Below are 24627 nucleotides of genomic sequence, written 5' to 3' on the forward strand. Positions count from 1 at the left end.
GTCAGCGGCCGATCCGGGGCACCTTCGGTGCGTCGATCTCCACGGGTACGACACTGTCGAATACCTCGATCTGCCCGGCCAGGCGGATCCTGCGACCGCCCGGTCGGCTGACGAGGCTGCGGGCGAGTTCGTAAGGGTCACCGTCGCGTTGTGTATGCACCCAACGGTCGGCCTGCTCGCGCAGCACCTCCAGGCACCGGGTCCGCAGGAAATCCAGTTCGTGCTCGACGGCTTCGGTCGCGCTCCTACCGGTGACGGTGCCTTCGTCCGCCTTGGCCCCGACGAGATGCTCGGAGATCGAATGAGTCGGCAACGCCCGGGGATGAACCAGCGACGAACCGGTGTCGAGGCTGCGCGGCATCGTCTCGTCGAGGTAGTCGGGTTCCTCGCCGATGGTCTGACGACGTTCCAGCGCCTCGGCGTAGTCCAGCAATGCACGCCTTGCGGCGTCGAGGGTCGCGGTGAGTTCGAGCAATCGGGTCGACAGATGAGCACTCGAGCGGACGAACGTCGCGAGTTCGTCGGCCGGTAGCTGGGTGACGACCGAGGCGGCAGCTGACAGGACGTTCACGCGCTGGCGGGTCAGCGGAGTCGTCTGATCGGCGAACCGCTTCGCGATCGCGCGGATCTGCGCCGGGTCGTCCAACGTCGGTGGAGTTGTCACTGGGCGCCCTCTTCGTGCGTGGCGGCCTGGGCGTGGACGAACTCGCTGAGTTGAGCAATGCCGTCGGCGATCCCGTCGGCCGTCCCGGCGGCGACCGCAAGACTTCGCGCGACCAGCGTGGACAACTCGTCGTCGACGATCTGGTCGGTCGGGACGGTGAATGTCTCGGCGACCGAGCGAATCACCGACTCCGAATGCTCGAGAACGACCGCCTGGGCACGCAACTCGCGTGGATCGGCGTCGAGAGCCGCGTCGCGATCGATCATGTGTCCCTTCCAACCGTTGTCTCGCCCGGCTGTCGGGGGCGATTGCGTCGTTCCTTCGAGGGTACGAAACGCTGTGGCCCGGTGGGGGTTTCAGCCGCTGTCGGTGCTGCCGATGCGCACGCGACGTCCCTCGACCCGAAAACCCTCGCGTGCCATGCGCCCGACGTACTCGACCAGCTGAGGGCGTTCGGCCTGCTTGATCCGCTCGGTGAGGGTGTCAACATCGTCGTCGTCCTCGACCGGCACCACACACTGCGCCACGATCGCGCCGGTGTCGGTCCCTTCATCCACGACGAAGAGCGTCGCACCGGTCACCTTGACGCCGTACTCAAGGGCGTCGGCCGGCCCATGAATTCCGGGGAAGCTCGGCAACAGCGCGTTGTGGCTGTTGAGGTATCGGCCGCCGAATCTCGACAGGAACACCGGCCCCACGAGCTTCAGGAAGCCCGCGGACACGACCAGGTCGGGGGAGTACTCGGCCACTTTCGCCCCGAGCGCGTCGTCCCACGCCTGCCGGGACTCGAAGTCCTTGGTGCGCAGGACGAAGGTGGGGACGCCGGCGCGCTCGGCACGTTCCAGTCCGAGTACGTCCGGACGGTCGGAACCCACGGCCACGATCTCGACGCCGTACGAGTCGTCCGCGGACGCGTCCAGCAGGGCTTGGAGCAGCGAGCCGGAACCGGACAGGAGGACGACCACGCGGGCGGGGGAATTCACGCAGGCGAGGTTACCGCTCGGGTCGTCACGCCCCCTCGGTACGCTGGGCGCACACGACTGGCGCAGGTGGGTGACCACCAGGGAGTGACTGGATCGTGGATCGATCGCCTGGGTCCACATCGCATGCAAGCGACTGTTCAGGAGTGTCATGTCCGTCGATCAACGTGCGATCAAGCGCGCTCTCGTCTCCGTGTACGACAAGACCGGGCTGGAGGATCTGGCCCGCGGTCTGCACGAGGCCGGTGTGGAACTCGTCTCGACCGGGGGCTCGGCCGCCCTCATCGAGAAGCTCGGTCTGCCGGTCACCAAGGTCGAGGACCTCACCGGCTTTCCCGAATGCCTCGACGGACGCGTGAAGACGCTGCACCCGCGGGTGCACGCCGGCATCCTGGCGGACACGCGCAAGCCCGAGCACGTCACGCAGTTGGGCGAGCTGGGGGTCGAGCCGTTCGACCTGGTGGTCAGCAACCTGTACCCGTTCACCCAGACCGTCGCCTCCGGTGCCTCACCCGACGAGTGCGTCGAGCAGATCGACATCGGCGGCCCCTCGATGGTGCGTGCCGCCGCCAAGAACCACCCGAGCGTCGCGATCGTCACCGATCCGGCGTCGTACGACGCGGTGCTGGAGGCGGTCCGCGCCGGTGGGTTCACGCTCGAGCAGCGCAAGCGTCTGGCAGCGGAGGCCTTCGTGCACACCGCTACCTATGACGTCCATGTGGCGTCCTGGATGGGCAACGTGCTCACCGACACCTCCGACGGCGACGGCTACCCGGCGTGGATCGGTGCCACCTGGACCAAGTCACAGACGCTGCGTTACGGAGAGAACCCTCACCAGTCGGCAGCGTTGTACGACAACGGTTTCCAGCCCGGCGGCCCCGGCCTGGCGCAGGGTGAACTGCTGCACGGCAAGCCGATGAGTTTCAACAACTACACCGACGCCGACGCCGCGCACCGGGCCGCGTACGACCAGGGCGACGAACCGACCGTCGCGATCATCAAGCACGCCAACCCGTGCGGGATCGCCGTCGGCTCCGACATCGCGGACGCGCACCGCAAGGCGCACGCGTGCGACCCGGTGTCGGCGTTCGGCGGTGTCATCGCAGCGAACCGGACGGTGACCCGCGAGATGGCCGAGACGGTCAAGGACATCTTCACCGAGGTCGTCATCGCGCCCGATTTCGAGTCCGAGGCGCTGGAGGTGCTGCAGGGCAAGAAGAACATCCGCCTGCTCAAGGTCGCGCCCCGACGCATGGGCGGCGACATGCGACACATCTTCGGCGGCATGTTGCTGCAGGACGGCGACGCGCTGGACGCCGAGGTCACGGACGAGTCCGGGACAGTGATCGGGGGCGACGAGGTCGACAACTGGCGCCTGGTCGCCGGCAACGCGGCCGACGAGGCGACGCTAGCCGACCTGCGCTTCGCCTGGCGAGCTGTGCGTGCGGTGAAGTCGAACGCGATCCTGCTCGCCAAGGACGGTGCGTCCGTCGGCGTCGGGATGGGCCAGGTCAACCGGGTCGACTCCTCCCACCTCGCGGTCTCCCGCGCGGGTGAAGAGCGAGCTCGCGGCGCTGTCGCCTCGTCCGACGCGTTCTTCCCGTTCGCCGACGGACTCCAAGTGCTGATCGACGCCGGTGTGAAAGCCGTTGTCGCACCTGGTGGTTCGATGCGCGACCAGGAAGTGATCGACGCCGCGAACGCCGCCGGTGTAACGACGTACTTCACCGGCACGCGCCACTTCGCGCACTGAGCCTCACGATCATCGAGCAGAAGTCGCGGACGTATCGAGCAGGGTCCGCGACTTCTGCTGTTCGCGAGCGGGGTCCGCGGCGGGTGCGACACGGTCCGCCTACTGACCCGCATCGCATGCCGATGAAGTATCGGAACACAATGGATCTCGATGTCCACCAATACTGAAGTCCATTCTCCGCGCGTCCAGTTCCTGGCGCTCGCCGGCGCGTTCTCCTCCGGCGCGATGCTCGCTGTCCAGTCACGCTTGAACGGCGTCGTCAGCGAACACAGCGGACGCCCGCTGATGGCGGCGTTGTGGAGCTTCGGCTCCGGACTCGTCGTGTTGACCATCGCTGTGCTGGCGATTGCGTCGGTGCGGCGAGGCTTCCTGCGGATCATCGAGGCGCTGCGAGCCGGCCGGCTGAAGTGGTGGCAGTGCATCGGTGGGTTCTTCGGCGGGCTGTTGGTGGCCGTGCAGGCGTGGTCGGTGCCGATCGTCGGTGTCGCAATCTTCAGCGTGGCCGTTGTCGGCGGGCAGACCCTGAACGGACTGCTCGTCGACCGGCTCGGACTCGGACCGGCGGGAGTGCATGCGGTGACCGGTGTCCGGTTGCTCGCCGCGATCGTGGCTGTCGTGGGAGTCGTGGTCGCTTCGACCACCGCAGGGGCGGGGGAGTTCTCGCTGTTGCCCGCGGTCGCTGCGTTCCTGGTGGGAGCCGGTATGGCGGTCCAGCAGGCGGTCAACGGACGCGTGTCGGTCGCGAACAAGAGTCCGATGGCGACCACCTGGCAGAACTTCTTCGTCGGCACCGTCACGCTGCTCGTCGTGAGCCTCGTCGTGCTGCTGACGTCCGGGACACACGATTGGGCGCTGTCGAGCGACGTGCCGCCCTGGGCACTGACCGGCGGACTGATCGGGATCGTTTTCATCGCGATCACGTCGTGGGCGGTACGGATCACCGGCGTGTTGATCTTCGGCCTGCTCGCCGTCGCCGGTCAGCTGTTGACGGCCGTCGGTCTTGATGTGATCGATCCTGCGGCCCGAGACCGCATCGGTGCGCAACTGTTGATCGGACTGCTGATCACACTGGTCGCGGCCGTGGGGGCAGGTCTTGCCCGCAATCGCTGAAGGCTGTTGCACCTGCACGAGAGCTTCTTCCGGCAGGCGGGCGCCTCGCCCACCACGGCGACCTCCGATTGTCAGTAGTCGGCGAACCTCGAACCGTGCCACCTGGCAGGATGGGTGACCGTGACCGCAATCGTGATGGACGGCAAGGCAACTTTGCGAGCGATCAAGGACGAACTGCGCACCCGCGTCGCCGTTCTCGCCGAGAAAGGTGTGACTCCCGGTCTCGGCACAGTCCTCGTCGGGGACGACCCCGCGTCGCACTGGTACGTGGGTGCCAAGCACAAGGACTGCGAATCGATCGGCATCCGCGGGTTGCGCCATGACCTTCCCGCGTCGGCCACGCAGGCCGAGGTGGAAGCGGTCATCGACGAACTCAACGCGGACGACGCGTGCGCCGGGTTCCTCGTCCAGCAGCCCACCGGTCTCGACGAATTCGCCCTGTTGTCAAGGGTTTCCCCTGAGAAGGACATCGACGGTCTGCACCCGGTGAACCTCGGCAAGCTGGTGCTCGGCAAGGACGGCCCGCTGCCCTGCACTCCGCTCGGTGCGATCGAACTCCTGCGGCGCTACCAGGTGCCGATCGACGGAGCGAACGTCGTCGTGGTCGGGCGCGGGCTGACCGTGGGCCGCCCGCTTGGCCTGCTGCTGACCCGCCGATCGGAGAACGCGACAACCACGTTGTGCCACACCGGAACTCGTGCCCTTGCGGACCACGTCCGCGAAGCCGACATCGTCATCGCCGCGGCCGGAGTGCCCGACCTCATCACCAAGGACATGGTCAAGCCAGGTGCAGCCGTCATGGACGTCGGCGTGAGCCGCCGCGACGGCAAGATCGCCGGCGACGTGGCGAAGGACGTCGCCGAGGTCGCCGGGTGGATCACCCCCAACCCGGGCGGGGTCGGCCCGATGACCCGCGCGATGTTGCTGAGCAATCTGGTCACGATAGCCGAACAGAAGGTGGCGTGAGGCGTCCGCCGCTCGGTCCGGCCTGGTCTCTGCTGGCCGCCGGCGCCGTGTTCTCCATCGCCGTCCTGGTGCTCGGCGACGTGCGCACGGGCGGTTATCTGCTGGCGGCCACCGCGGCCGGGGGAGCTCTGCTGCGCCTGGCGTTGCCGGAGCGGTTCGCGGGCGGCATCGTCGTGCGTCGCCGAGGCACCGATGTCCTGATGTACGGACTGCTCGCCGTCGCACTCGCGACGGTGTTCTCACTCGTCCGGCTCTGATTCTTCCGGCACGGCGAAGGGCCCCGGAACCTGCACCGGTCCGGGAGCCCCGCGCCAGTGCGTACTGCTACGGCTGTACGAAGACCGGATCTTCTGCTGCGCGGCCTTCGGCGACGGGCTACTTACCGGGTCTTTACGTACTGCCCTCCCTCGGGGTGGGACGACGATGCCCCACGACCGAGTGGTCGTGGGGCTCGCGCGCGAGTGAGACTCAGATGAGGCCGAGCTTCTCCACCGCGGCGCGCTCGTCCTGCAAGCGCTTGGCGGACGCCATGATGCGCTCCTTGCTGAAGTCGTTCAGCTCCAGACCCTGGACGATCTCGTACTCGCCGTTCTTCACGCGGCACGGGAAGGAGGAGATGATGCCTTCCGGCACGTCGTACGAACCGTCGGTCGGGACGGACATCGAGACGATCTGGTCGGTGCCGAGCATCCAGTCGCGCATGTGGTCGATGGTCGCAGAGGCGGCCGATGCGGCGGACGATGCACCGCGCGCCTTGATGATCGCGCCACCGCGGGTGGCGACGGTCGGGATGTACTCGTCCTTGATCCAGGCCTCGTCGACCAGGTCGGCCGCGACCTTGCCGCCGACCTTGGTGTTGTAAAGGTCCGGGTACATCGAGTCGTCGTGGTTGCCCCAGATCGCGAGGTCCTTGATCTCGTCGACCGCAACCTCGAGCTTTTTGGCGAGCATCGCCTTCGCACGGTTGTGGTCGAGACGGGTGAGCGCGTTGAACCGCTCGGCCGGGATGTCGGGGGCGTTCTCCTTGGCGATGAGCGCGTTGGTGTTCGCCGGATTACCGGTGACCAGGATCTTGACGTCGTCGGCGGCGACCTTGTTCAGCGCGGCGCCCTGGCCGGTGAAGATCTTGCCGTTGGCCGACAGCAGGTCGGAGCGGTCCATACCCTCCTTGCGCGGCATGGCGCCGACCAGCAGGGCCGCGTTGGCGCCGTCGAACATCTTCTCGGCGTCGTCGCCGATCTCGACGGAGTGCAGCAGCGGGAACGCGCAGTCGTCCAGTTCCATGACGACGCCCTCGAGCGCCTTCAGCGCAGGGGTGACTTCGAGCAACTGCAACTGGACCGGGGTGTCCGGGCCGAGCAGGGCTCCGCTGGCGATGCGGAAAAGAAGGCTGTAACCGATCTGGCCGGCGGCGCCGGTGACGGCTACCTTGACAGGCTGGGTGCTCACGTAAATCCCCTCAGGACGTCTACGGGTGGGTACGGGTCGAAAGTATCAGCGGTCGGTGCGTGACGCCCCGGCAGCCATGAGATATGGGAATTGTGTGACCAGTGCGGCGAAGGCGGCATACTGTCCGAGGAATTCCACCTGATCGAAGGGACCTCCCGTGCGCCGAAGCCTGTGGCCGTTCGCCCTCGGGCTGCTGCTGATCCTCGACGTCGCACTCGTCGCCTGGGCGATGCGTCCGGGGGAGCGGACGGCGAGCGAGGACCCGTCGCCGTCGACGTCCACGTCGGTGACCTCGTCGACGACGAGTTCGAAAGCGCTGGCGGCGCAAGCCGATCGGGTCATCGTGGTGCCCATGAGCGCAGAGTCCGCGTGGCGAGTGGTGACCGGTTCGAACTGCGAGGGCTCGGTGGTGATCACTCGTAGCCAGAACGCCGGGGCGAACTGGGCGAACGGCCCTCGGGTGCCCCTGCGCTCTGTCTCGTCGGCCGCCATCAACGAAGCGGGCAACCCCGTGCTGACCGGGCTGGACGCCTCCTGCAAGCCGGCGACGGTCGAACTCACCGAGCGTGAGGCGAGGGTCACCAAGACTGCTTCGGCCTGGGCCGTCGAGCCCACGGCGATGACGACTCTGCTGCGCGAGGGCAAGGCGACCGCGAAGGCGTGCGCCACCGGGCGTATCCACGACCTGGCGACCGACTCGAACGACCGCGCGAACGTGTTGTGCGACGGCGGCGTGGTGCGCCGCACCACCGACGCCGGTGCCACCTGGTCGACGGTCGGCAGGGTGAAGAACTCCACCGGCATCTCGACCGCTGGCTCGGGGCAGGGCTACCGGGTCTACGTCGCCAGCAGCCAGAACTGCGGCATCCGGGTGGCCGCGCTCGCCGACGAGGCGAACGGCTCCGCCAGCGGATGCGTCGAAGGCACCACCGGCGTCAAGTCGGCCGACATCGCGATCTGGGGTCGCACCATCTGGGCGGCCGACCAGACCAAGGCGTGGGTCGTGCCGATGTCCAATCCCGTTGCGGAGCAGTCGTCCACAACCACGCAGAGCTCGACCCAGGAGTCCGCGAGCTCGACCGAGGCCGCGGCAAGCAACTCCGCGGCGGAGCCGAGCTCGACCTCCAACCCGTACGTTGCGCCGAGCACCAGCCAGCAGTCGACACCGAGCTCGACCCAGCAGTGGACACCGAGCTCGACCAGGCAATGGACTCCCACCTCGAGCCGTCAGTGGACGTCGAGCTCGACCACTGAGCAGGAGTCGGCCTCGACTGATCCGGGTGCGGGCTTGACCACGACCGCGGCACCACCCGTGGGTGTGGAGAGTGCCCGTTAGTTCGTCGACCGCGAGACGCATCTCCATGGTTGTGTGATAATTGGGTCGTACCTGCCGCCTGGCCGATTCGGGAGTGCGCGACTGCGCACGATGTAGCGGGCACGACCTAGTGGGGAAAGTATGACTTCGGAAAACAGTGTGAACCGTCGGACGGTGGCCAAGGGGATGGCTTGGGCTGCGCCAGTAGTGGCGCTCGCAAGCGCCGCGCCCCCCGCAGCGGCCTCACTCCGGAAGGATCCCGGAATCAATGGCTGGGTGCTGAATTCGCCCACGTCTCGAGGTAACTGCAACTACACCCTCGAGGTGAACTCAACGCTCAGCGGCAACGGGCCAGATGGTGCTCCCTACGGCCTATACCTGTACGACGTGCAGTCGACGGCTGTGATCTCGAACGCGGTCCTCACATATTGGATCATCGGCAACCAGACCGCTACCTGGGCAACGAACAGCGGGCACTCGACGTGTTGGTCCAGCCCGGTCCGCGGCACTCCGACGATAAAGGCGGACGGCTTCGTGTACACGCCCTATGTTTTTACCTACACGTGCTCGATCGACCCGGCGAGTGTCAGCGCCGACGGCAGACTCCGCCTGGGTGGTTTCCACGTGACGGCAACCTTCACCCAACCGAGCGACCGCTGTAACAACGTCACCTATTGGACGCAACGGTCAATCACGATCGACCAGGATGGCGTTGGGTCGCAGCCTGCTGTGGACCTGACCTTCGAGCGACGCAATGGAACGCTGGGTCCTTACACCGGCAACCGCGCGCCGCAGGCGCGGAGTGCGTCGGGCAGCGACGGCGTGAGCACGGCAGACACTGCCGTCAGCGTCGCTGCCTCCTAACCGACGTGTACAACGACAACGGCACTCCAAGGCGCTTGGAGTGCCGTTGTCGTTGCGTACCTGACCGGCCGGTAGCGGCCGGGTTGTTCGCTAGCTGCCGGTCGGGGATAGCCTGTTGCGAGCGAACAACGCCGTACCCCCACCGATTCAGGAGCCAGCAACCGCATGGAGAAGATCAAGGTCAAGAACCCCATCGTCGAACTCGACGGTGACGAGATGACGCGCATCATCTGGGCCTTCATCAAGGACCGCCTGATCCACCCGTACCTCGACATCGATCTGAAGTACTACGACCTGGGTATGGAGTCGCGCGACGCGACCGACGACCAGATCACCGTCGACGCAGCCAACGCGATCAAGCAGTACGGCGTCGGCGTCAAGTGCGCGACGATCACCCCGGACGAGGCCCGCGTCGAGGAGTTCGGCCTCAAGGAGATGTGGAAGAGCCCCAACGGCACGATCCGCAACATCCTCGGCGGCGTGATCTTCCGCGAGCCGATCATCATCAGCAACATCCCGCGTCTGGTGCCGGGCTGGACCAAGCCGATCATCATCGGCCGTCACGCGCACGGTGACCAGTACAAGGCGCAGAACTTCAAGGTGCCCGGCAAGGGCAAGGTGACGATCACCTACACCCCGGCCGACGGCAGCGAGCCGATGGAGCTCGAGGTCGCCGAGTTCGGTGAGGACGGCGGCGTCGCGATGGGTATGTACAACTACAACAGGTCCATCGAGGACTTCGCCCGCGCGTCGTTCAACTACGGCCTGCAGCGCGAGGTGCCGGTCTACCTGTCGACCAAGAACACCATCCTCAAGGCGTACGACGGCGCGTTCAAGGACATCTTCCAGCGCATCTTCGACACCGAGTTCAAGGAGAAGTTCGACGAGCTCGGCCTCACCTACGAGCACCGCTTGATCGATGACATGGTCGCCGCAGCGCTGAAGTGGGAGGGCGGTTACGTCTGGGCGTGCAAGAACTACGACGGCGACGTGCAGTCCGACATCGTGGCCCAGGGCTTCGGCTCGCTCGGCCTGATGACCTCGGTGCTCATGACCCCTGACGGCAAGACGGTGGAAGCCGAGGCCGCGCACGGCACGGTCACCCGCCACTACCGTCAGCACCAGCAGGGAAAGGCGACCTCGACCAACCCGATCGCGTCGATTTTCGCCTGGACGCGTGGCATCGCCAAGCGCGGGGAACTCGACGAGACCCCGGAGGTCACCAAATTCGCCGAGACGCTTGAGCGCGTCTGCGTCGAGACGGTCGAGGAAGGCAAGATGACCAAGGACCTCGCGCTGCTCGTCGGAAAGGACCAGGCGTTCCTCACCACCGAGGAGTTCCTCGCCGCGATCGACGAAAACCTGCAGAAGGCGATGAGCGCCGCCTGATTTCGCTGACACAGGTAAGCGGCCCCGACCTGTCGGTGGGGCCGCTTACCTGCTGTGGCGCGTCTCTCGCTGCGCCGACTCACCTAACGTGGCGGCAGGCAGCCGCCGCTGGCGTTAGTTCCGCAGTTGGGCGGAGCATCGATGTCGCTGCTCCATTGAGCGCCGCTTCCGTTGGCAGCGAAGCTGTACTGAAAGCGGATCTTCGATGCGCTGCTCTCACTGTTGAAGAGGAGGTATCCAGTACTGCAGGCACTGCCGGTTCCGATGTCGAGAACCAGCGGGAAACTGGCCCCACTCGGTATCAGCTTCTTCTTAGCGTTGTTCGTCACGTCCCAGATATAAAGTTTGGTCGCGCCGCCCGGACCAGTACACCCGTTCACGGTCGCGCAGATCTGCAGGTAATACCCCCACGACTGGTCGGTCGACTGCCCAGGGCACTTACAACTGTTGCCACCGAAACTGAAGGTCGGCACACACGGCACCGACGCGGCGGCATTGGGCGCAGCTGACACGAGCGCGACGGCGGGCACTGCCCACGCTGCGCCTTTCGCTACATTGCGCCGAGTGACGGTGCCGTCGGTCTTGCTTCTACTCATGATTCCCACCTTCAGAGTCGACGTTGGTCGTCCCGAGTCGGATCGGTGGACCCCCCCGGGGACTTCGACTATCCGAGCCCGATAGTAGACCCCTGGTAGGGACTAGGCAACGGAACAGCACGAAGTGGGCAGAACGGAGACCAGACGCGTCGCTGTCCACCGGGGTTAGGCTGCATCCGATGACGATGCAGAGTGGGACCGGTGTGCAGCGGGTGGAGGCGCCTTCCGGCGTCCGTGTGGTCCTCGGCAGAGCGGCGGTGCAGCTCATCGCAGATGATGCCGGCGCTCACTTGCTGCACATCAAAGGCGAGGCTGTCGATTCTCGCCTCAGCCCGAGACAAGCACCTGGCTCAGACGTCGATGCGTTGGTCCGCCCGGCCCACGTCAGCCGGCTCGACACGGCGCTACGTGCCCGTGGCTGGCGGATCCACAGCACCTTCGCGAATGGGTCGCCGTTCGAGCATGCACAGACGTACTTGCACGACTTGTGGGGTTACTTCGATCTACATCGCTGGTTTCCCGGCATCAACCTCCCCGCCGACGAAGCGTTCGAGCTGCTGTGGAAGGAACGACAACCCCGCCAGCTCGCGGGGGCGACCGGTTCTGTTCCATCCTTGCCGATGCAGGCCACGATTCTGATCCTGAATGCCGCCAGGTCGGGCGTCGGCGACCCCGTCCAGCGCTGGATCGTAGAGCCGGGCATCGATCCCGCGGTGATCGAGCGCTGTGTTGGGCAACTTCAGGCTCAGGTGGCCTTCGCGGCAGCGACGGGACATCTCGCTGATTTCAGCAGGGAGCCTGACTACACCCTCTGGAGCGCGGTGACGCAGGACGGGAGCCGCACTGCCGAATGGTTGGGACGGTACCGTGCAGCGCACTCGTGGCGGCAGCGGATTCGGATCATCGCACGTGCGCCGCGCGTCAATTTCGATGATTTGTCTCATCGGTTGGGACGGCAGCCGACACGGTCGGAGATTGTTGCGGAGACGATCCGGCGCGCATCGAAAGCAGGGCAGGAGAGTTGGACATGGTGGCGCGGGCGGTCACGACGTGGCTGACCTTGTGATTGGTGAACGTGTCGGCTGGGTATGCACCGACGACACTTTTTACGTTGCGAAGCTGCCGGACGGCCCGTTGATGGTGATGAACGAGACTGCGGCGGCGATTTGGGGGGCATGTCAGGCAGGGACGTCGCGCGAAGGTCTGATCCGCGACCTGGCGGCTCACTACGACATGCCACCGAGTGAACTCGCGCCTGAGGTCGACCGATTCGTCGTGGAACTGCTTGCAGTGGGGATCCTGCGAGAGCGGTGATGTCGCGCTGGAGCCTGAACGCGAGGGCAGTGACCGTTTCTGACCGGCTCCATCGTCTCCGCCCTTACGCCCAGCCCGTGGCGGCGGAGATAACACTCGCCATCTGGCGTGCTCGGTCGTCCCACGACGGCACCGGCCGGTCGGCCCGATCGGGGAACCGCCACTGGGCGGGCACCGCTTCGGCAACAGCATCTGCGAATGCTTCGCCGTCGGCGATCGTCACGCGATCGTCACGCGCATCCCGGAAGCCGGCGACGTTTGTGCTCACCACCGGTCGACCGACCGCCGCGTATTCGTAGACCTTGATCGGGTCGAGACTGTCGGTAAATGCGTTGACCAGGTGTGGCACGACGAGCACGTCAGCGTGCTGGAGATAGGCGGGCACATCCATCACCGGTTTTTGCCCTAGGAGCACCACTCCTGCCCTCTCGAGGCGGGTGCGGTCGTCGGGCGTAACAAGGTTCGGTCCCACGAGGGTGAGCGTCGCACGGCCGGCGAGACGCTCTGCTGTCCTGATGGCCAGGGACACATCGATGCGGTCGGTGTGCAGCGTCCCGACGTATACGGCGTTGGCGCCGACCGGGAGATCATGTGGGCGCGGTGCGGGTCGGCGGTAGGTCTCCGGATCAACGGCGTTCGGGATGAGGGTGGTGCGACCGGCGCGTTGCTTGGTGCGTTCGAGCGCGGGCGAGCACACGACGATCTGCGCGCACCGGTCGAGCAGCAGTGACTCGTGCTGATGCAATCGCGCCAACTCCGCAGCGGTGCGATCCGCTTGCAGCCAGTCATCGGTGATGTCGTAGATCGCCGGCCAACCCGTCGCGTCGAGCACGTCTGCGCCCCGTGGGTCGTTCACCCACAGCAGGGGACGTTCGAAACCGATGCGCCTCGCCGTCTGCGCGATGTGGCGGGCCCACCGCAGATCCTGTCCGCGATCGATTTTGCGGGGGAGGAGCTTGGTGGGCTCGAGCAGGAGGATTCTGGTGCCGTTCTCGCCCGGCAGGCTCGGGCCGGGACGCAGGCCACGCCCAGGTCGTGCACGTCGACCCGAGCGAGCGGCGTGGAGCGGGTCGACGCTCGGCTCGACCCAGAGCACGCGCAGCGCGGGGTCGGTGAGCAGCAGTCGGTGCACGAGATGTTGGTTGCGGCGCCAGACCTCGTCCCAGGCCTCCAACGAGATCACCACGAGGTCGTGTGCGGTCACAGCACGCTCCGGTAGACGGCGTCGGTGGCCTCGGCCTGGGCTTCGAGGGTGAATCGCTCGCGTTGGATCGCGCGGAGGGCCGCGCCGTAGGCAACGCGTCGACTCTCGGCGGCGGCGAGCTCGCGCAGCAGCTGGGCGGCAGCGTCGACGTCACCCGCCGGGAACATCGCTGCATCCGAGGCGGATCCGACGGTCTCCAGGTGGCCGCCGGACGCCGATGCGACCACCGGCAGGCCACCGGCCATCGCTTCCAGGACGGTCAGGCCCAGCGCCTCGGAGGCGGTGGGCGCTACGAGGATCGAGGCCGCATCCATCCGGTCGGGCACGTCGGAGCGGTGCCCGAGGAAGGTTGTGGCTCCGGCGATACCGAGCCGAACAGCGTTGTCCTGCAGGTCGTTACGCAAGGCGCCGTCGCCCACCAACTCCAGCCGCCAGCCTTCGGCGGCAAGGCCCGAGCGCGAGAACGCGCTCAACGTGAGGTCGGTGAGCTTCTCCGGCTCCAACCGCTGCACGACCAGCACGGTGCGTTCGCGTGGCACGTCGGAGTGCGGTCGCACCGGCACGCCGGAGTGGACGACGGTGGACGGCCCATCGATGTGCGCTGCAACGAAGTCGCTCACCGCGATCTGTGCGGCCAAGCGGCGTGTACCGAGGCGCAGGATCGGTCGGAGCGCCGGCCGGCGGCCACGATGCGCAGCGAAGTGCCGGGTGGCGACGATCGGTGCCGCGCCGGGGGCGAGCCCGGCAATCACTGCCGCCGTCTCCGCAGCCGTCATGTGCGCATTGATCACGTCGGGGCCCCAACTGCGCAGCCGTGCCAACGCGTGGACGACGTCGAGGGTGGTCGTCGCCGGGGTGAACCGTGCGCCGGCCTCGGCCAATGGGGCCTGCATCCGCGAGGCATCGCCACCGATGACCGTCACCTCGTCACCGCGCTGCCGCTGGGTGATGGCCAAACTGAGCACATGGCGTTCGACTCCGGCGAAGTTGCCCGACCGGATCGCGTGGACCACCCTCACCGCGGACTGGCTCCGGCCACCTCGACGCGGTGGCTGCCACCGGCGCCGCGCATAGTCCGGATGTCTGCGCCCGCGCCGGTGGGGTCGAGTTCGGCGGCTCGGCCACCGAGACAGATGCCGATGATGACGAACGGCAGAGACGCTGTCACGGCCACCCAGAAGATGTCGAGTTGCCCCTGCACCATGCGATCGACCAGCACGCCGAAGGCGATCATTCCATAGACCGAGCGGTCGCGCGAGGTGACTACGACGCTGCCGATGGCCCAGATCACGAAGCCGAGCACGCCGACGAGGCCGGCCGACGAGCCGACCTCGAGCAATGCATTGGGTGGTTGGAAGCGGTGGGTGAACCGGTTGGTGTACCACCAGCGCAGGCCGACCCCGACGAGAGGTTGGTGCGCCCAGACGTCCATCGTGTCGGCGAACCAGGTGACTCGTTGGTTGGCCGAGTTGAACTGCGCGGCATCGGAAGTCGTGCTGAGTTGTTCCTGCACGGTGAGTGTGGTGAAGCCGAGGGCAGGAACTGCCGCGAACGTCAGCACGCGGCGCGGGTGCTTCACGCCCCGGCGCACGGCGACGACCGCCATGGCAACAGCGAGACCGACGATCGCCTGGCGCGACTGGCTCATCCCGAGCGCCACCAGCAGCAGGCCGAGCACCACGGGGGTTAGCCGACCGAGCTTCATCTGGGGTGGCCGAAGCCAGGCGACGATGGCGCAGACGCTCATGAGCGGTCCGATGAAGTTCTTGTGCATCGGCATCGGCGACGTCACGTACACCGCAGAGAAGTCGCCTCCGGCGTACTGCCGCAGACCGGTGACGATCGTGATCACCGCGAGCACGCTCGCGCCCGCGAGCAGGATGCTGAGGCCGAGCCCGGCGTAGCCGCGCCTCCCGATGGTCCAGCCGATGACCAACGCCCCGCTGATCAGCAACCACTCATGTGCCCACTCGAAGTAGTTCGCGCGGTAGGGGTTCTGGATGAGGGTGAACAGTAGGCACGCCTGGTAGGTCGCCGACAGCCACAGCAGGGTGCGGAGGGCGGGGGAGAACGGACGGGGCGCGAGGAGCACCGCCGGCCAGAAGGCGGCGAAGAGGGCGAGGTCGGACACCGACAGGTCAATGCCACCGAGGCCTGCGCGCGTGCTGACCAGGTAGAGCGGGAGGAACGCGATCGGCACCAGCGCCGACTCGGTGAGGCTGAGCGCGAACAACAACACGATCACCGCCCCGATCACCACCAAGGTCGGCCGGTGCGTAATCTGTTGGCCGGCTCCGAGCAGTAGTGCCAGGGCGACGACTGCCACCAACGCGACGCCGCCCCAATGCAGCAGCCGTCGCACGGTGCTGTGTGCGGCCACGCGTCCCCCTCCTGCTCTCGCCCTGGGTCCTATGTGCGCCTGCCCTGATCAGGTCGTCGACTCGTACTGGTCAGAGGTTCGCACAAGTGCGGCACGCACCGCCAACGGCCCCTGCAGGTAATGACGGGCCCGGGCCCGAGCCTGCGCGCCGCGGTCGCCGCTCAAGACCACACTGCGTGCGGCCGCGCCGGCGATCTGTGCCCAGCGGGCAACCTGCCAACCGGCCGCCCCGAAGTGCTTGCGGTGGTAGATCTCCTGCGAGGCGTGGAAATGCGCCTCGCGGACATCGGAGTTGCTGCTCGTCGCAGCGCCTATGTGCAGGGCGTCGACTTCGGGCACCAGCGCGTGCCGCCAGCCGAGGCGCACGGCGCGAGACGCCCAGTCGGTCTCCTCGGCGTAGAGAAAGAACCGCTCGTCGAAACCGCCCACCTGGGCCAGCGCCTCGGCGCGCAGCAGCATGATCGCCCCGATGACGTACGTGTTCTGTGGGCCGAGGCGGCCGAGACCGACCGCTTCGAGCACCGACCGGCCCGGCGAGGGGAGCGGCCAAGCGACCCGTGACGGACTTCCGTCGGCATCGTGTTGAGCGGGCGCGACGCTCGCGAGGTCCGGGTCGGCCAGGAGGTGGGTATGCAGGATGTGCACCTCGGCGGGGGAGATCACGGCGTCGGGGTTGAGCAGCAGGACGTCGGCGCCCGCCACGTCGGGCCGCCCGAGCGCGACGTTGACTCCCGCGCCGAACCCGCCGTTGCGGTCGGGGTCGACGTAGGCGGCCCCGTGGCGGGCGGCGACCTCGGCGATGTCGGTCCGTGAACTGTTGTCGACCACCGTGATGTCGAAGCCGACGAGGGGCGCGAGCGCGCGGTCGACGAGGTCGGGGGAGCCGTAGGCGACCAGCACGACGTGCACTCGGCGCTCCCCGGTCGCCAATGGCTCGTGCAGCATCCGGCGGTACATCTCCACCTGGTCGGCAGCGATCTGCCGCCAGTCGTAGTGCACGCCCCGTGCGGTCGCGGCCGCCGAGAGACGACCGTGCTCCGGCTCGGTGCCGGCCCGCACCAGCGCCTCGGCCAGCGCGTGGGGGTCGGCTTCGGGCACCAGCAGGCCGCCGTCGCCGACCACATCGGGTAGGGCACCGCTGGCGGAAGCGACCACTGGGGTGCCGCAGGCCATCGCCTCGACGGCGACGCGGCCGAACTGCTCGATCCAACTCGGCGTGGTCAACGACGGCACGGCCAGTACGTCGATTTCGCGGTAGAAGTCGGCGAGCGCCGCACCGGAAAGCGACCCGCGCCAGGTGATCCGCGGCTCGATCCCCAGTTCTGCGGCCTGTGTTCGAAGCCGTGCCTCGGACGGACCCGCGCCGGCGAGTTGGAGATGCAGCCGCGGTTCGAGGGCGAGCGCCTCGAGTAACACGCCCACTCCCTTGTGCGATTCGAAGCGTCCGGCGTAGCCGACGCAAATCTCACCCGTTGTCGGTCGGTGGTCGGGACGGGGTGTGAATTGGGAGGTGTCGATGCCGAGGCCGAGCAGCGTCGACCGGCCGGGGAATCCTTTCCGCTCCACGATGCGCCCGGCCTCGGCGTTGCAGACCTGCACGGCCGCTGCGTGCCGCAAGGCCCAGCGTTCGAGCCAACGGAACGGCACGGGGTAGCGCTTGTCGAGGTTCTGCGCGGAGTAGAGCACGTACGGCGCCGGTTGGCGGGCCAGCCGCCGTAGCAGCAGCACCTCGGCAGTCGCCAGCGCGAACGGTTCCTCGTGGATGTCGATGACGTCGAGCGGCCGGCGCAGCTCCCGCCAAACGGGCCGCGGGTCGTAGACGAAGAGGGCAGGGTGCTTACCCCGAGTGGCCACCCCGGTCACCTGCTCGCCTGGATGGGGAGTGAGCGTGACGTTGCGCCCGCCTTCGTCCCACACCTTCGCCGACAGCAGCCGGAGGTCGATGTCATGCGCGCGGATCAACCGATCGCGGGCCCGCCAGGCGGTGACGACCGCGCTGTGCGAGAGGCGTAGGACACGCACGTTACACTCCTGCAGAATTGGGGTAAGGACAGTTGGGGGCGTCCACTGGCGCAGCATCATCGCTGACGACGACGTGTCCACCGGACAGATGGATTCAATCGTGACCTTGCGTGAGTTTCTGAGGGTAATGCGCCGCAGATGGCGCATCATCGCCCTGTGCACCCTCGTCGTCGTCGCGGTCGCGGCTCTCGTCACCATGCAACAGCCCCGCTCCTACACTGCGCGATCGAGTTTTTACCTCCAGACGACTGCCCAGAGTTCAAACGCGAACAATGGCATCGCAGTCATCACTGCACAAGATCTCAACACCTATGTTGCGGTCCTCGGATCGCCCCCGGTCATCGAGCCCCTTCGCCGCCGCCTCGGGCTGCCGGCCGGGTACCCGATCAATGTCTCGGCGACAGTCAATCCAAGCGCTTCCATCCTGAACGTCACTGCCGTCGATTCCGATCCTCGTCGGGCGGCCGCCATCGCGAATGCAACGGGACCCCAGCTCGCCGAGGCCGCAGCCACCTTCTCGCCCTTGCTGAAGTCGTCCGGCCAGGCTGTCGCCGCGACCACGATTTCGCCGGCCGGCGTGCCTGCGTCACCGACGTCGCCGAACGTCACACGCAACATCGAGCTTGCCGCGCTTGCAGGCCTGCTGCTCGGCGTCGCTTTCGCCCTCATGCGCAATGTGTTCGACACGAAGGTTCGAGGCGAGGGTGACCTGCAGACGGTGTCGGACAGCCCGCTTCTGGCGGCTCTCCCGGCAGACAATATGCAGAAGGTGATCTCGTCCTGGAACTCGCGCGCAGCGGAGCGCCACGGCTACCTGGAGGCCGTGCGTCGACTGCGCACGAGTCTCATGTTCGTCGACGTCACGACCACCGGGAACGCCTTTCTGATCACGTCTGCCGTGCCGGGTGAAGGGAAGACTTCGACGGCGATCAACTTGGCCCGAGCCGTGGCGGAGACCGGCTCTCGCACGCTGCTTGTGGACGCCGACCTCCGGAGGCCGACCGTGGCGAGCACGCTCGGCTTGGAAGGCGCGGCCGGGTTGACGACTGTGCTGCTCGGCCGGGCCGACCTCAACGACGTGATTCAGCCCTACGGCGACACCAACCTCCACATCCTCGCCGCCGGGCAGGTGCCGCCGAACCCGAGCGAACTTCTCGGTTCCCAACGGATGACCGAGGTCTTCGAGAAGCTCGGAGCAGACTTCGACTATGTCCTGGTGGACAGCCCTCCCGTGCTCCCGGTGGTTGACGCGGTGCTGCTCGACAAACTGACCGCCGGACTTGTGATGGTCGTGGCTGCAGATCGAACGCGAAAGCGGGATCTCGCACAGGCGGTGAAGGTGCTGCAGACCGCCGGTGTCGAGATCGACGGTTTTGCGATGAACATGGTGAGCGCGAAGTCGGAGTCGTACTACGGCACTTATACCTATGAGTCGGAATCGTCGACGCGTTCGGGGACCAAGCGTGAAAGCCACGCGAAGGGTGGCCGGCGGCGGGCACTCGCGCGCCGGTGACCGAGCGACGGCGCCACTGCCGGCGGTCCATGGTCGCGGGGGCGGCCCTGTTCGCACTGTTTACCGTGTCATACCTCGTGGCTGTCCGATCGGCCCAGGGCCAACGCCTGGACTCCGCGACAAACAGCTTCCTGCACAATCACATTCGACCGCCGATCGACACCGTGCTTGGTGAGATGGCCCGCGACGTCGGGCCTGTCCTCGGTCTTGTCGTCGTCGCTCCGCTCGCGCTCGTCGCTGCCGCGCGACGCCGGTGGAGGGCACTCGTCGCAACGACGATAGTCGCGGTGGCACCTGTGATCGCTTGGCTTCTGCGTCGCAGCGGTCCGGATCGTCCCGACTTCGGCGTCTCGCTCCCGAGCAACAACACCTATCCGTCGACCCACGCCGCGCTCATTGCATCGGCTTGTGTCGCAGCCGTGTTCCTCTGGCCGTCGCGCCCTCCGCAGGTCGTCCTCGTGGTCGCCGCGGGAGTTGCTGGGCTGGGGGCGCTCGGCAACGTCGTGAGTTATGCCCATCTGCCTAGCGACGTGCTCGGCAGCTTGTTGCTCGTTGCGGGCACGACGGCGATCGCAATGGCCATCAGCGGCTGGCGACGCCCGGTGATCGTTGACTCCGCCAACGCGCTTCATGAGACTCCGAGTTCTGTCGGCGGCGAGGAGGACGGTGAGCGCGGCAGCGACGCTCGAAGATGGAGCACCGAAGATGAGCGCTGAAAGCGGCCCGGGGCCGGATCAAATGGCCAGCGCTGGGGCTGCCGGACAACTGGGGCCCCGGGCACTGCAGGACCGGGCGATCCGCGGTGCGAGTTGGACCATGCTCCACACGATCACTGCTGTTCCCATGGGCTTCGTCGTCAATCTGATCCTGGCACGGGCGCTGGGAGTCGTTCATTTCGGACGACTCGCGTTCCTGATGACGTTGATGGACGTCGTGGGCGGGATCATCGCAGTGGGGGTGACGACTGGAACGATCCAGTTCGGCGCCAAGCGGCACGCACTAGGGCGCCACGACGACGTTCGACGGCTCCTGTCCAAGGCACAAGGCTTCCGACTGTTCATCGCGGCACCCCTGCTGACGCTCGTGGTTTTGCTCGTGGCCGATGTACCTCTGCCGATGCTTCTGCTTGCGCTTGTGTTCGGTGTCTGGTGCCCTGCGCTTCTTGACGGCGCGACGACATGTCTTGCGATCGAGAACAAGACAGCCGCCGGCGCCCAGAACGCGATGGTTGTGAACATATTGGTTCAGGCGGCGACGTTACTTTCACTCTGGTTGGTAGGCACGGCAGACGCTGTCTGGGCTGCTCGTCTGGCCGCTGGCGGGCTCGGGGTTGGCCTCGCCCTCGTTGTTGTTGATCCCGGCTATCGGCGCGCGGTGCTCCACCCACAGATTCCGGTGGGCATGCCGGCGGGTTTCTGGAGATTCGCAGTGCCAACGGCGATCGGAGGGCTCGTTGCCACGCTGGTCCTGTCGCGCACCGAAGTGTTCTTCCTCGCCTGGCTCGGGGACGCGGCGGCGGTCGGTACTTTCGCTTTGGCCTACGGCCTGGCGTCGCACATCTTCGCCCCAGCGCAGGCATTGGTCGGACCGTTGATGCCCGCGATCTCCGGACTTCGGGAGATTCAAGCATCGGCGGTGGAGGCGGCATTCCGGCGGACGATCCGTGCTTCAGCGCTGATCGTTTCGTTGTTGTTGGTCGCAGGTGTTCCGTTCTTCGCACTGCTCATGCCAGCGCTCTACGGAGACGCCTACTCGCAGAGCGAACCGATGTTCGTCGCCCTTGCGATCTCTGCCGGGTTGCTCGTCGCAAGTGGTCCGGTCTCAGCGTTCGTCATGGGGCGCCTGGCCGCCGGCACGATTCTCAGGGTCAACTTGCTGGCGCTGATCGTCGATGTGGGTGTCGCATTCGCACTCATTCCATCGCTCGGCGGATGGGGAGCAGTGATCGCCAATGTGAGTGGGGCGCTGGTCCAACTGGTCCTGCTCGTCGGCAGCGAACTGCGCGCGATGCAGATGCCTTGGTCCGAAATGGTCAAGCAGACGGGGAGCCTGACATTCGCAGTCACGGTCGCAGTTGCGACATGGGCCCTGATCGAGCCGATCCAGCTGGGTCGGTGGGTCGCAGCATTCTGTGCGATCCCCGTCGGGTGTGCAGTCTTCCTTCTGATGCTTCGGACCACTCGGGCCGGCCTGGCACAGGAAGACGCCGTCGCCATCCAGCGTGCTATGCCACGTCGCCTCCACCGCTCCGCCGGGGCAGTGCTCCGGCTCTTGACTGTGCAGGGTTGAGGTAATGGATCATGTGGTTGTGGTTCTCTCCTACTTCGGTAGGGAAGACACGTTGCGTTGTCTCGACTCGATCGTACTGAGCGAGCCCACGATTCACCCGCTGGTGATCGACAACGGATCCTTCGACGGTGTCATCGATGCGTCCCGCCTGCGATTCGGTGACCGCATCTCAACGCTCCAATTGGGAACGAACGGGGGCTTCACGGGAGGCATGAACGCGGGGCTCCGTTGGGCGCTGGAGCGGAGTGCCCGGACGGTGACTGTGCTCAACAACGACACCATGGTTCTGCCCGGCGCCCTTGAGCAACTGGAACTGACAGCTGCAGGAGGGGCCGCGGTTGCGCCGGAGGTCCGGTATCTCAGCAAGCCCGGCCGCGTGTGGTTCGGTGGTGGCGTCGTCGACCCGTCCACAGGGCTTGCGCGCCATCTGGGCGAGGGCGAATTGTCGCCGACCGACGACGGCGTTCGTGAGTCCGAGGTGCTCACCGGCTGCTGCATCACGGCCACGGCGGCGGTGTGGCGGCGCGTCGGGCTGTTCGACGAGCGGTTCTTCCTCAACTTCGAGGACTCCGACTGGAGTGTTCGGGCTGCGCGGCTTGGAGTTCCGCTGCTGGTCGACACACGGGCGGTGATCCACCACACCGTTTCCGCTTCATTCGCAGGAGAATTCAGCTACCTCGGATTGTACTTCTACGCGCGCAACGGTCTGACGTTTGTGCATGAGCGCACGAATGCGGGAGTGCTCGGCGAGACCCGCTTCCTACGAAGACAACTGCTTCCGCACCTCAAGCCGCGCCCAGGCCGGGGCACCCGGGCCGTCGTACGAAACGGGCTTGTGCTGGGCTACGCCCTCCGCGACGCGGTCACCGGCCGGTTCGGTGCGGCGCCTGCTCGGCTCCAACGAGCCGCAAAGCACTGGGCCGAGCAGGACCCACAGTCGTATGCAGCGGGCGGCAGTGCGGAAAGCGACCTCCGCGCCGTTGGATCCGACTGCGAGGGTGATTGAGCGACAGGGCAGGATGGAGACGTGATCGAGTTCGGCGATTAATGAGCAATGGGGGATTGGCATGACAGGTGCGGGGCCGTCGGTGGCGTTTGTGCGAGGTAGCGCGCTGAACCCGTTCGAGACGCAGGTATTCGCCGGCCTGGACGGCTTCGAGGTCCGAGCCATCGGAGAGTCGCCCGCAAACTATGAGGTCGACCTGGTTCCCGTGCCAGTCACACTGCTGGCGCCGCACGTGAACGGGCGAGCGGTGCGAGTTGCGCGCCGCGCCGGGTTGCCCCTGCCCCCACCCCTGAAGAAGGCCGGCATGCTGCGCGGACTGCGCGAAGCAATCGGGTCGGCCGACATCGTCCACGCTGCGGAGACGTTCATCCCGTTCACTGACCAGTGCGTCGAAATTGCCCGCAGCATCGGCGCTCGGCTTGTGTTGACCTGTTGGGAGAACATTCCGTTCCTGTACGACGATGACCCGGTCATGACGCAGCGCAAACAGCGTGTCCGCGACGCAGCCGCCGTCTTCGTAGCGGTGACGGAACCGGCGCGGGACACGCTGATTGCCGAGGGAGTGGAAGAAGACCGGATCCGAGTCGTTCCTGCGGCCCTGAACACGGATCGATTCGAGTCCGGTCACGACCGCTCGTTCCTTGCGGCGCGGGCCGGCATCCCTGCCGACGCGCCGATCGTGCTCTTCGTGGGTCGGATGATCAGGGAGAAGGGCGTCATCGAACTCGTCCACGCCTTCTCAAAGGTCGTCGGTGCTGCGGCGGCTCCCCACTTGGTGCTTGTCGGCAATGGCCCGCAAACGACAAGGGTGAAAGTGGCCGCGGAGGCACTCGGTGTTGCCGAGCGCGTTCATCTGCTGGAAGGTCAGTCGTACGCGGACATACCCCGGGTGTTCCGGTCCGCCGATGTCGTTGTCATCCCGAGCCTTTCCACGCCGTATTGGCAAGAACAGTTCGGATACGTTTTGGCCGAGGCCATGGCGTCGGGGAGGCCCCTCATAACGACCAGGACGGGTTCGATCCCGCATGTCGTCGGGGACGCAGCGTGGGTGGTCGATGATTACGACATTGACGGACTGACTCGCGCCATCGCGGAGACGCTCACCAGCCCCGACGTGGCGGCAGAGCTTGGTCTGCGTGGCCGGTCTCGGGCAGTCGAGCGTTACTCCGTGGCGGCCGTCGCTCCACTATTGGCCGCGGCCTACGAGGACGCACTGTCGCGGTAAACGGACCCGTATCCAGCGCCTTGTCAGGCACGGCGCTCGGCTCAGCAACCGAGGCAGACGCATCGAGGTCAGGGACAGGAGCATCTTCAGGCGGCACGACCGCCAGTGTCTCGGTCATTACGGACCTTCCCCGCCAACCGCCACGGTCAGTCCCCCGCACGCCTTGGAGGGGTCTATGTGGGAATTATGGAATCCCTCGCGCGTTATCATTAGCATGGCGCGAATTCCTCAGCGAACTATCGGGCCGGGTTGCGCGAGCGCTCGCGCATCATCGCTGCGCACAGAGATCAGGCGGTCGGTAAGGGTGATTTCGACTCTGTTCGGGCGTGCGATTCTGGCCTGAGTCGTACTCGTGAACTTTACGGGTTCCAGGCATTGGACGCGGCGAGGGGGTGCTATCGACGAGGTGATAAGCGAGGCACAGCGACGCATCTCTCGGTGGCAGTCGGGCTCACGCGGGGCGCTATACTCGCACCCTCGTTCCGGCGGTCACTTCGCGTGCAGGCATCTCAAAGCGTTGAGGCAGTGTCGAAGTTGTTGGGCGCAGCATCGCAGGTAGTTTCTGCATCGCAGCATCCTCGGGCCCGC

At 66.5% G+C, this 24627-nt stretch carries 23 protein-coding genes; 14 read left to right on the top strand and 9 right to left on the bottom strand.

Going from position 1 to position 24627, the window contains the following annotated elements:
* Position 1: 1 nt before the first annotated feature.
* From MF407_RS02965 to purN, 3 genes are all read right to left on the bottom strand, one after another.
* Positions 2-664, bottom strand: a complete 663-nt coding sequence (locus MF407_RS02965) for a hypothetical protein (RefSeq protein WP_239701232.1) — start codon at positions 662-664, stop codon at positions 2-4.
* A complete protein-coding gene (locus tag MF407_RS02970; protein ID WP_129625929.1) occupies positions 661-930 on the bottom strand; it encodes a hypothetical protein in 270 nt (89 codons plus the stop codon). Before MF407_RS02970 ends, MF407_RS02965 begins: the two co-directional genes overlap by 4 nt.
* A gap of 90 nt (positions 931-1020) precedes the next feature.
* Positions 1021-1647: a phosphoribosylglycinamide formyltransferase gene (gene purN / locus MF407_RS02975; RefSeq protein ID WP_239701234.1), complete on the bottom strand. Its 627-nt coding sequence runs from the start codon at positions 1645-1647 to the stop codon at positions 1021-1023.
* 148 nt (positions 1648-1795) lie between these two features.
* Here purN and purH point away from each other — a divergent pair, with 148 nt between their 5' ends.
* The 4 genes from purH to MF407_RS02995 all read left to right on the top strand — a co-directional run bounded on the left by purH (position 1796) and on the right by MF407_RS02995 (position 5730).
* Entirely contained in the window at positions 1796-3397 is a 1602-nt protein-coding gene (purH, locus tag MF407_RS02980) for a bifunctional phosphoribosylaminoimidazolecarboxamide formyltransferase/IMP cyclohydrolase (protein ID WP_239701235.1), read from the top strand.
* Between the two features lie 150 nt (positions 3398-3547).
* Positions 3548-4507: a DMT family transporter gene (locus MF407_RS02985; RefSeq protein ID WP_239701236.1), complete on the top strand. Its 960-nt coding sequence runs from the start codon at positions 3548-3550 to the stop codon at positions 4505-4507.
* Positions 4508-4627: 120 nt separating this feature from the next.
* Positions 4628-5473 (top strand): bifunctional methylenetetrahydrofolate dehydrogenase/methenyltetrahydrofolate cyclohydrolase, encoded by an 846-nt coding sequence (locus MF407_RS02990; RefSeq protein ID WP_129625926.1) that lies wholly within the window; start codon positions 4628-4630, stop codon positions 5471-5473.
* Entirely contained in the window at positions 5470-5730 is a 261-nt protein-coding gene (locus tag MF407_RS02995; RefSeq protein ID WP_239701237.1) for a DUF3017 domain-containing protein, read from the top strand. Before MF407_RS02990 ends, MF407_RS02995 begins: the two co-directional genes overlap by 4 nt.
* A gap of 211 nt (positions 5731-5941) precedes the next feature.
* Here the strand turns inward: MF407_RS02995 and MF407_RS03000 are convergent, their stop codons facing one another.
* Complete coding sequence (locus tag MF407_RS03000) at positions 5942-6922, bottom strand: malate dehydrogenase (RefSeq protein ID WP_129625925.1); 981 nt, start codon at positions 6920-6922, stop codon at positions 5942-5944.
* Positions 6923-7079: 157 nt separating this feature from the next.
* Between MF407_RS03000 and MF407_RS03005 the strand changes: the two genes are divergently transcribed.
* From MF407_RS03005 to MF407_RS03015, 3 genes are all read left to right on the top strand, one after another.
* The gene (locus tag MF407_RS03005; protein WP_129625924.1) at positions 7080-8258 is read left to right on the top strand and encodes a hypothetical protein; all 1179 of its coding nucleotides are present in this window, start codon (positions 7080-7082) and stop codon (positions 8256-8258) included.
* A 303-nt stretch (positions 8259-8561) separates the two neighbouring features.
* Positions 8562-9101, top strand: a complete 540-nt coding sequence (locus tag MF407_RS03010) for a hypothetical protein (protein ID WP_129625923.1) — start codon at positions 8562-8564, stop codon at positions 9099-9101.
* A gap of 165 nt (positions 9102-9266) precedes the next feature.
* The gene (locus MF407_RS03015; protein ID WP_239701238.1) at positions 9267-10490 is read left to right on the top strand and encodes an NADP-dependent isocitrate dehydrogenase; all 1224 of its coding nucleotides are present in this window, start codon (positions 9267-9269) and stop codon (positions 10488-10490) included.
* 83 nt (positions 10491-10573) lie between these two features.
* Here the strand turns inward: MF407_RS03015 and MF407_RS03020 are convergent, their stop codons facing one another.
* Entirely contained in the window at positions 10574-11086 is a 513-nt protein-coding gene (locus MF407_RS03020) for a hypothetical protein (protein WP_129625921.1), read from the bottom strand.
* A gap of 179 nt (positions 11087-11265) precedes the next feature.
* Here MF407_RS03020 and MF407_RS03025 point away from each other — a divergent pair, with 179 nt between their 5' ends.
* Both MF407_RS03025 and MF407_RS15780 read left to right on the top strand, forming a co-directional pair.
* Positions 11266-12144 (top strand): nucleotidyltransferase family protein, encoded by an 879-nt coding sequence (locus MF407_RS03025; protein ID WP_129625920.1) that lies wholly within the window; start codon positions 11266-11268, stop codon positions 12142-12144.
* Positions 12137-12400, top strand: coding sequence for a PqqD family protein (locus MF407_RS15780; RefSeq protein WP_168990247.1), 264 nt, complete (start codon positions 12137-12139; stop codon positions 12398-12400). Before MF407_RS03025 ends, MF407_RS15780 begins: the two co-directional genes overlap by 8 nt.
* 64 nt (positions 12401-12464) lie before the next feature.
* On the opposite strand, the gene MF407_RS03035 is transcribed toward MF407_RS15780, so the two are convergent.
* Genes MF407_RS03035 through MF407_RS03050 form a run of 4 tightly spaced genes read right to left on the bottom strand, consistent with a single transcriptional unit; the run spans position 12465 to position 18006 of the window.
* The gene (locus MF407_RS03035; protein WP_129625918.1) at positions 12465-13604 is read right to left on the bottom strand and encodes a glycosyltransferase; all 1140 of its coding nucleotides are present in this window, start codon (positions 13602-13604) and stop codon (positions 12465-12467) included.
* Complete coding sequence (locus tag MF407_RS03040) at positions 13601-14623, bottom strand: glycosyltransferase family 4 protein (protein WP_168990246.1); 1023 nt, start codon at positions 14621-14623, stop codon at positions 13601-13603. The genes MF407_RS03035 and MF407_RS03040 overlap by 4 nt, the downstream gene beginning before the upstream one ends.
* Positions 14620-15984, bottom strand: coding sequence for an O-antigen ligase family protein (locus tag MF407_RS15785; protein WP_129625917.1), 1365 nt, complete (start codon positions 15982-15984; stop codon positions 14620-14622). The genes MF407_RS03040 and MF407_RS15785 overlap by 4 nt, the downstream gene beginning before the upstream one ends.
* Before the next feature lie 48 nt (positions 15985-16032).
* Positions 16033-18006, bottom strand: a complete 1974-nt coding sequence (locus tag MF407_RS03050; RefSeq protein WP_239701239.1) for a glycosyltransferase — start codon at positions 18004-18006, stop codon at positions 16033-16035.
* On the opposite strand from MF407_RS03050, the gene MF407_RS03055 reads away from it, so the two are divergent.
* The 5 genes from MF407_RS03055 to MF407_RS03075 all read left to right on the top strand — a co-directional run bounded on the left by MF407_RS03055 (position 17969) and on the right by MF407_RS03075 (position 24039).
* On the top strand, positions 17969-19519 hold the full coding sequence (locus MF407_RS03055) for a polysaccharide biosynthesis tyrosine autokinase (protein ID WP_239701240.1): 1551 nt from the start codon (positions 17969-17971) through the stop codon (positions 19517-19519). The two genes, MF407_RS03050 and MF407_RS03055, sit on opposite strands and share 38 nt — an antisense overlap.
* 77 nt (positions 19520-19596) lie before the next feature.
* Entirely contained in the window at positions 19597-20235 is a 639-nt protein-coding gene (locus MF407_RS03060; protein WP_168990245.1) for a phosphatase PAP2 family protein, read from the top strand.
* 22 nt (positions 20236-20257) lie between these two features.
* Positions 20258-21808 (top strand): oligosaccharide flippase family protein, encoded by a 1551-nt coding sequence (locus MF407_RS03065; protein WP_275578360.1) that lies wholly within the window; start codon positions 20258-20260, stop codon positions 21806-21808.
* Between the two features lie 4 nt (positions 21809-21812).
* Positions 21813-22814 (top strand): glycosyltransferase family 2 protein, encoded by a 1002-nt coding sequence (locus MF407_RS03070; RefSeq protein WP_129625913.1) that lies wholly within the window; start codon positions 21813-21815, stop codon positions 22812-22814.
* A 61-nt stretch (positions 22815-22875) separates the two neighbouring features.
* Positions 22876-24039: a glycosyltransferase family 4 protein gene (locus tag MF407_RS03075; RefSeq protein ID WP_129625912.1), complete on the top strand. Its 1164-nt coding sequence runs from the start codon at positions 22876-22878 to the stop codon at positions 24037-24039.
* The last annotated feature ends 588 nt before the right edge of the window (positions 24040-24627 follow it).

Source organism: Yimella sp. NH-Cas1 (assembly GCF_022359705.1).
In the GTDB taxonomy this organism is placed as follows: domain Bacteria; phylum Actinomycetota; class Actinomycetes; order Actinomycetales; family Dermatophilaceae; genus Yimella; species Yimella lutea.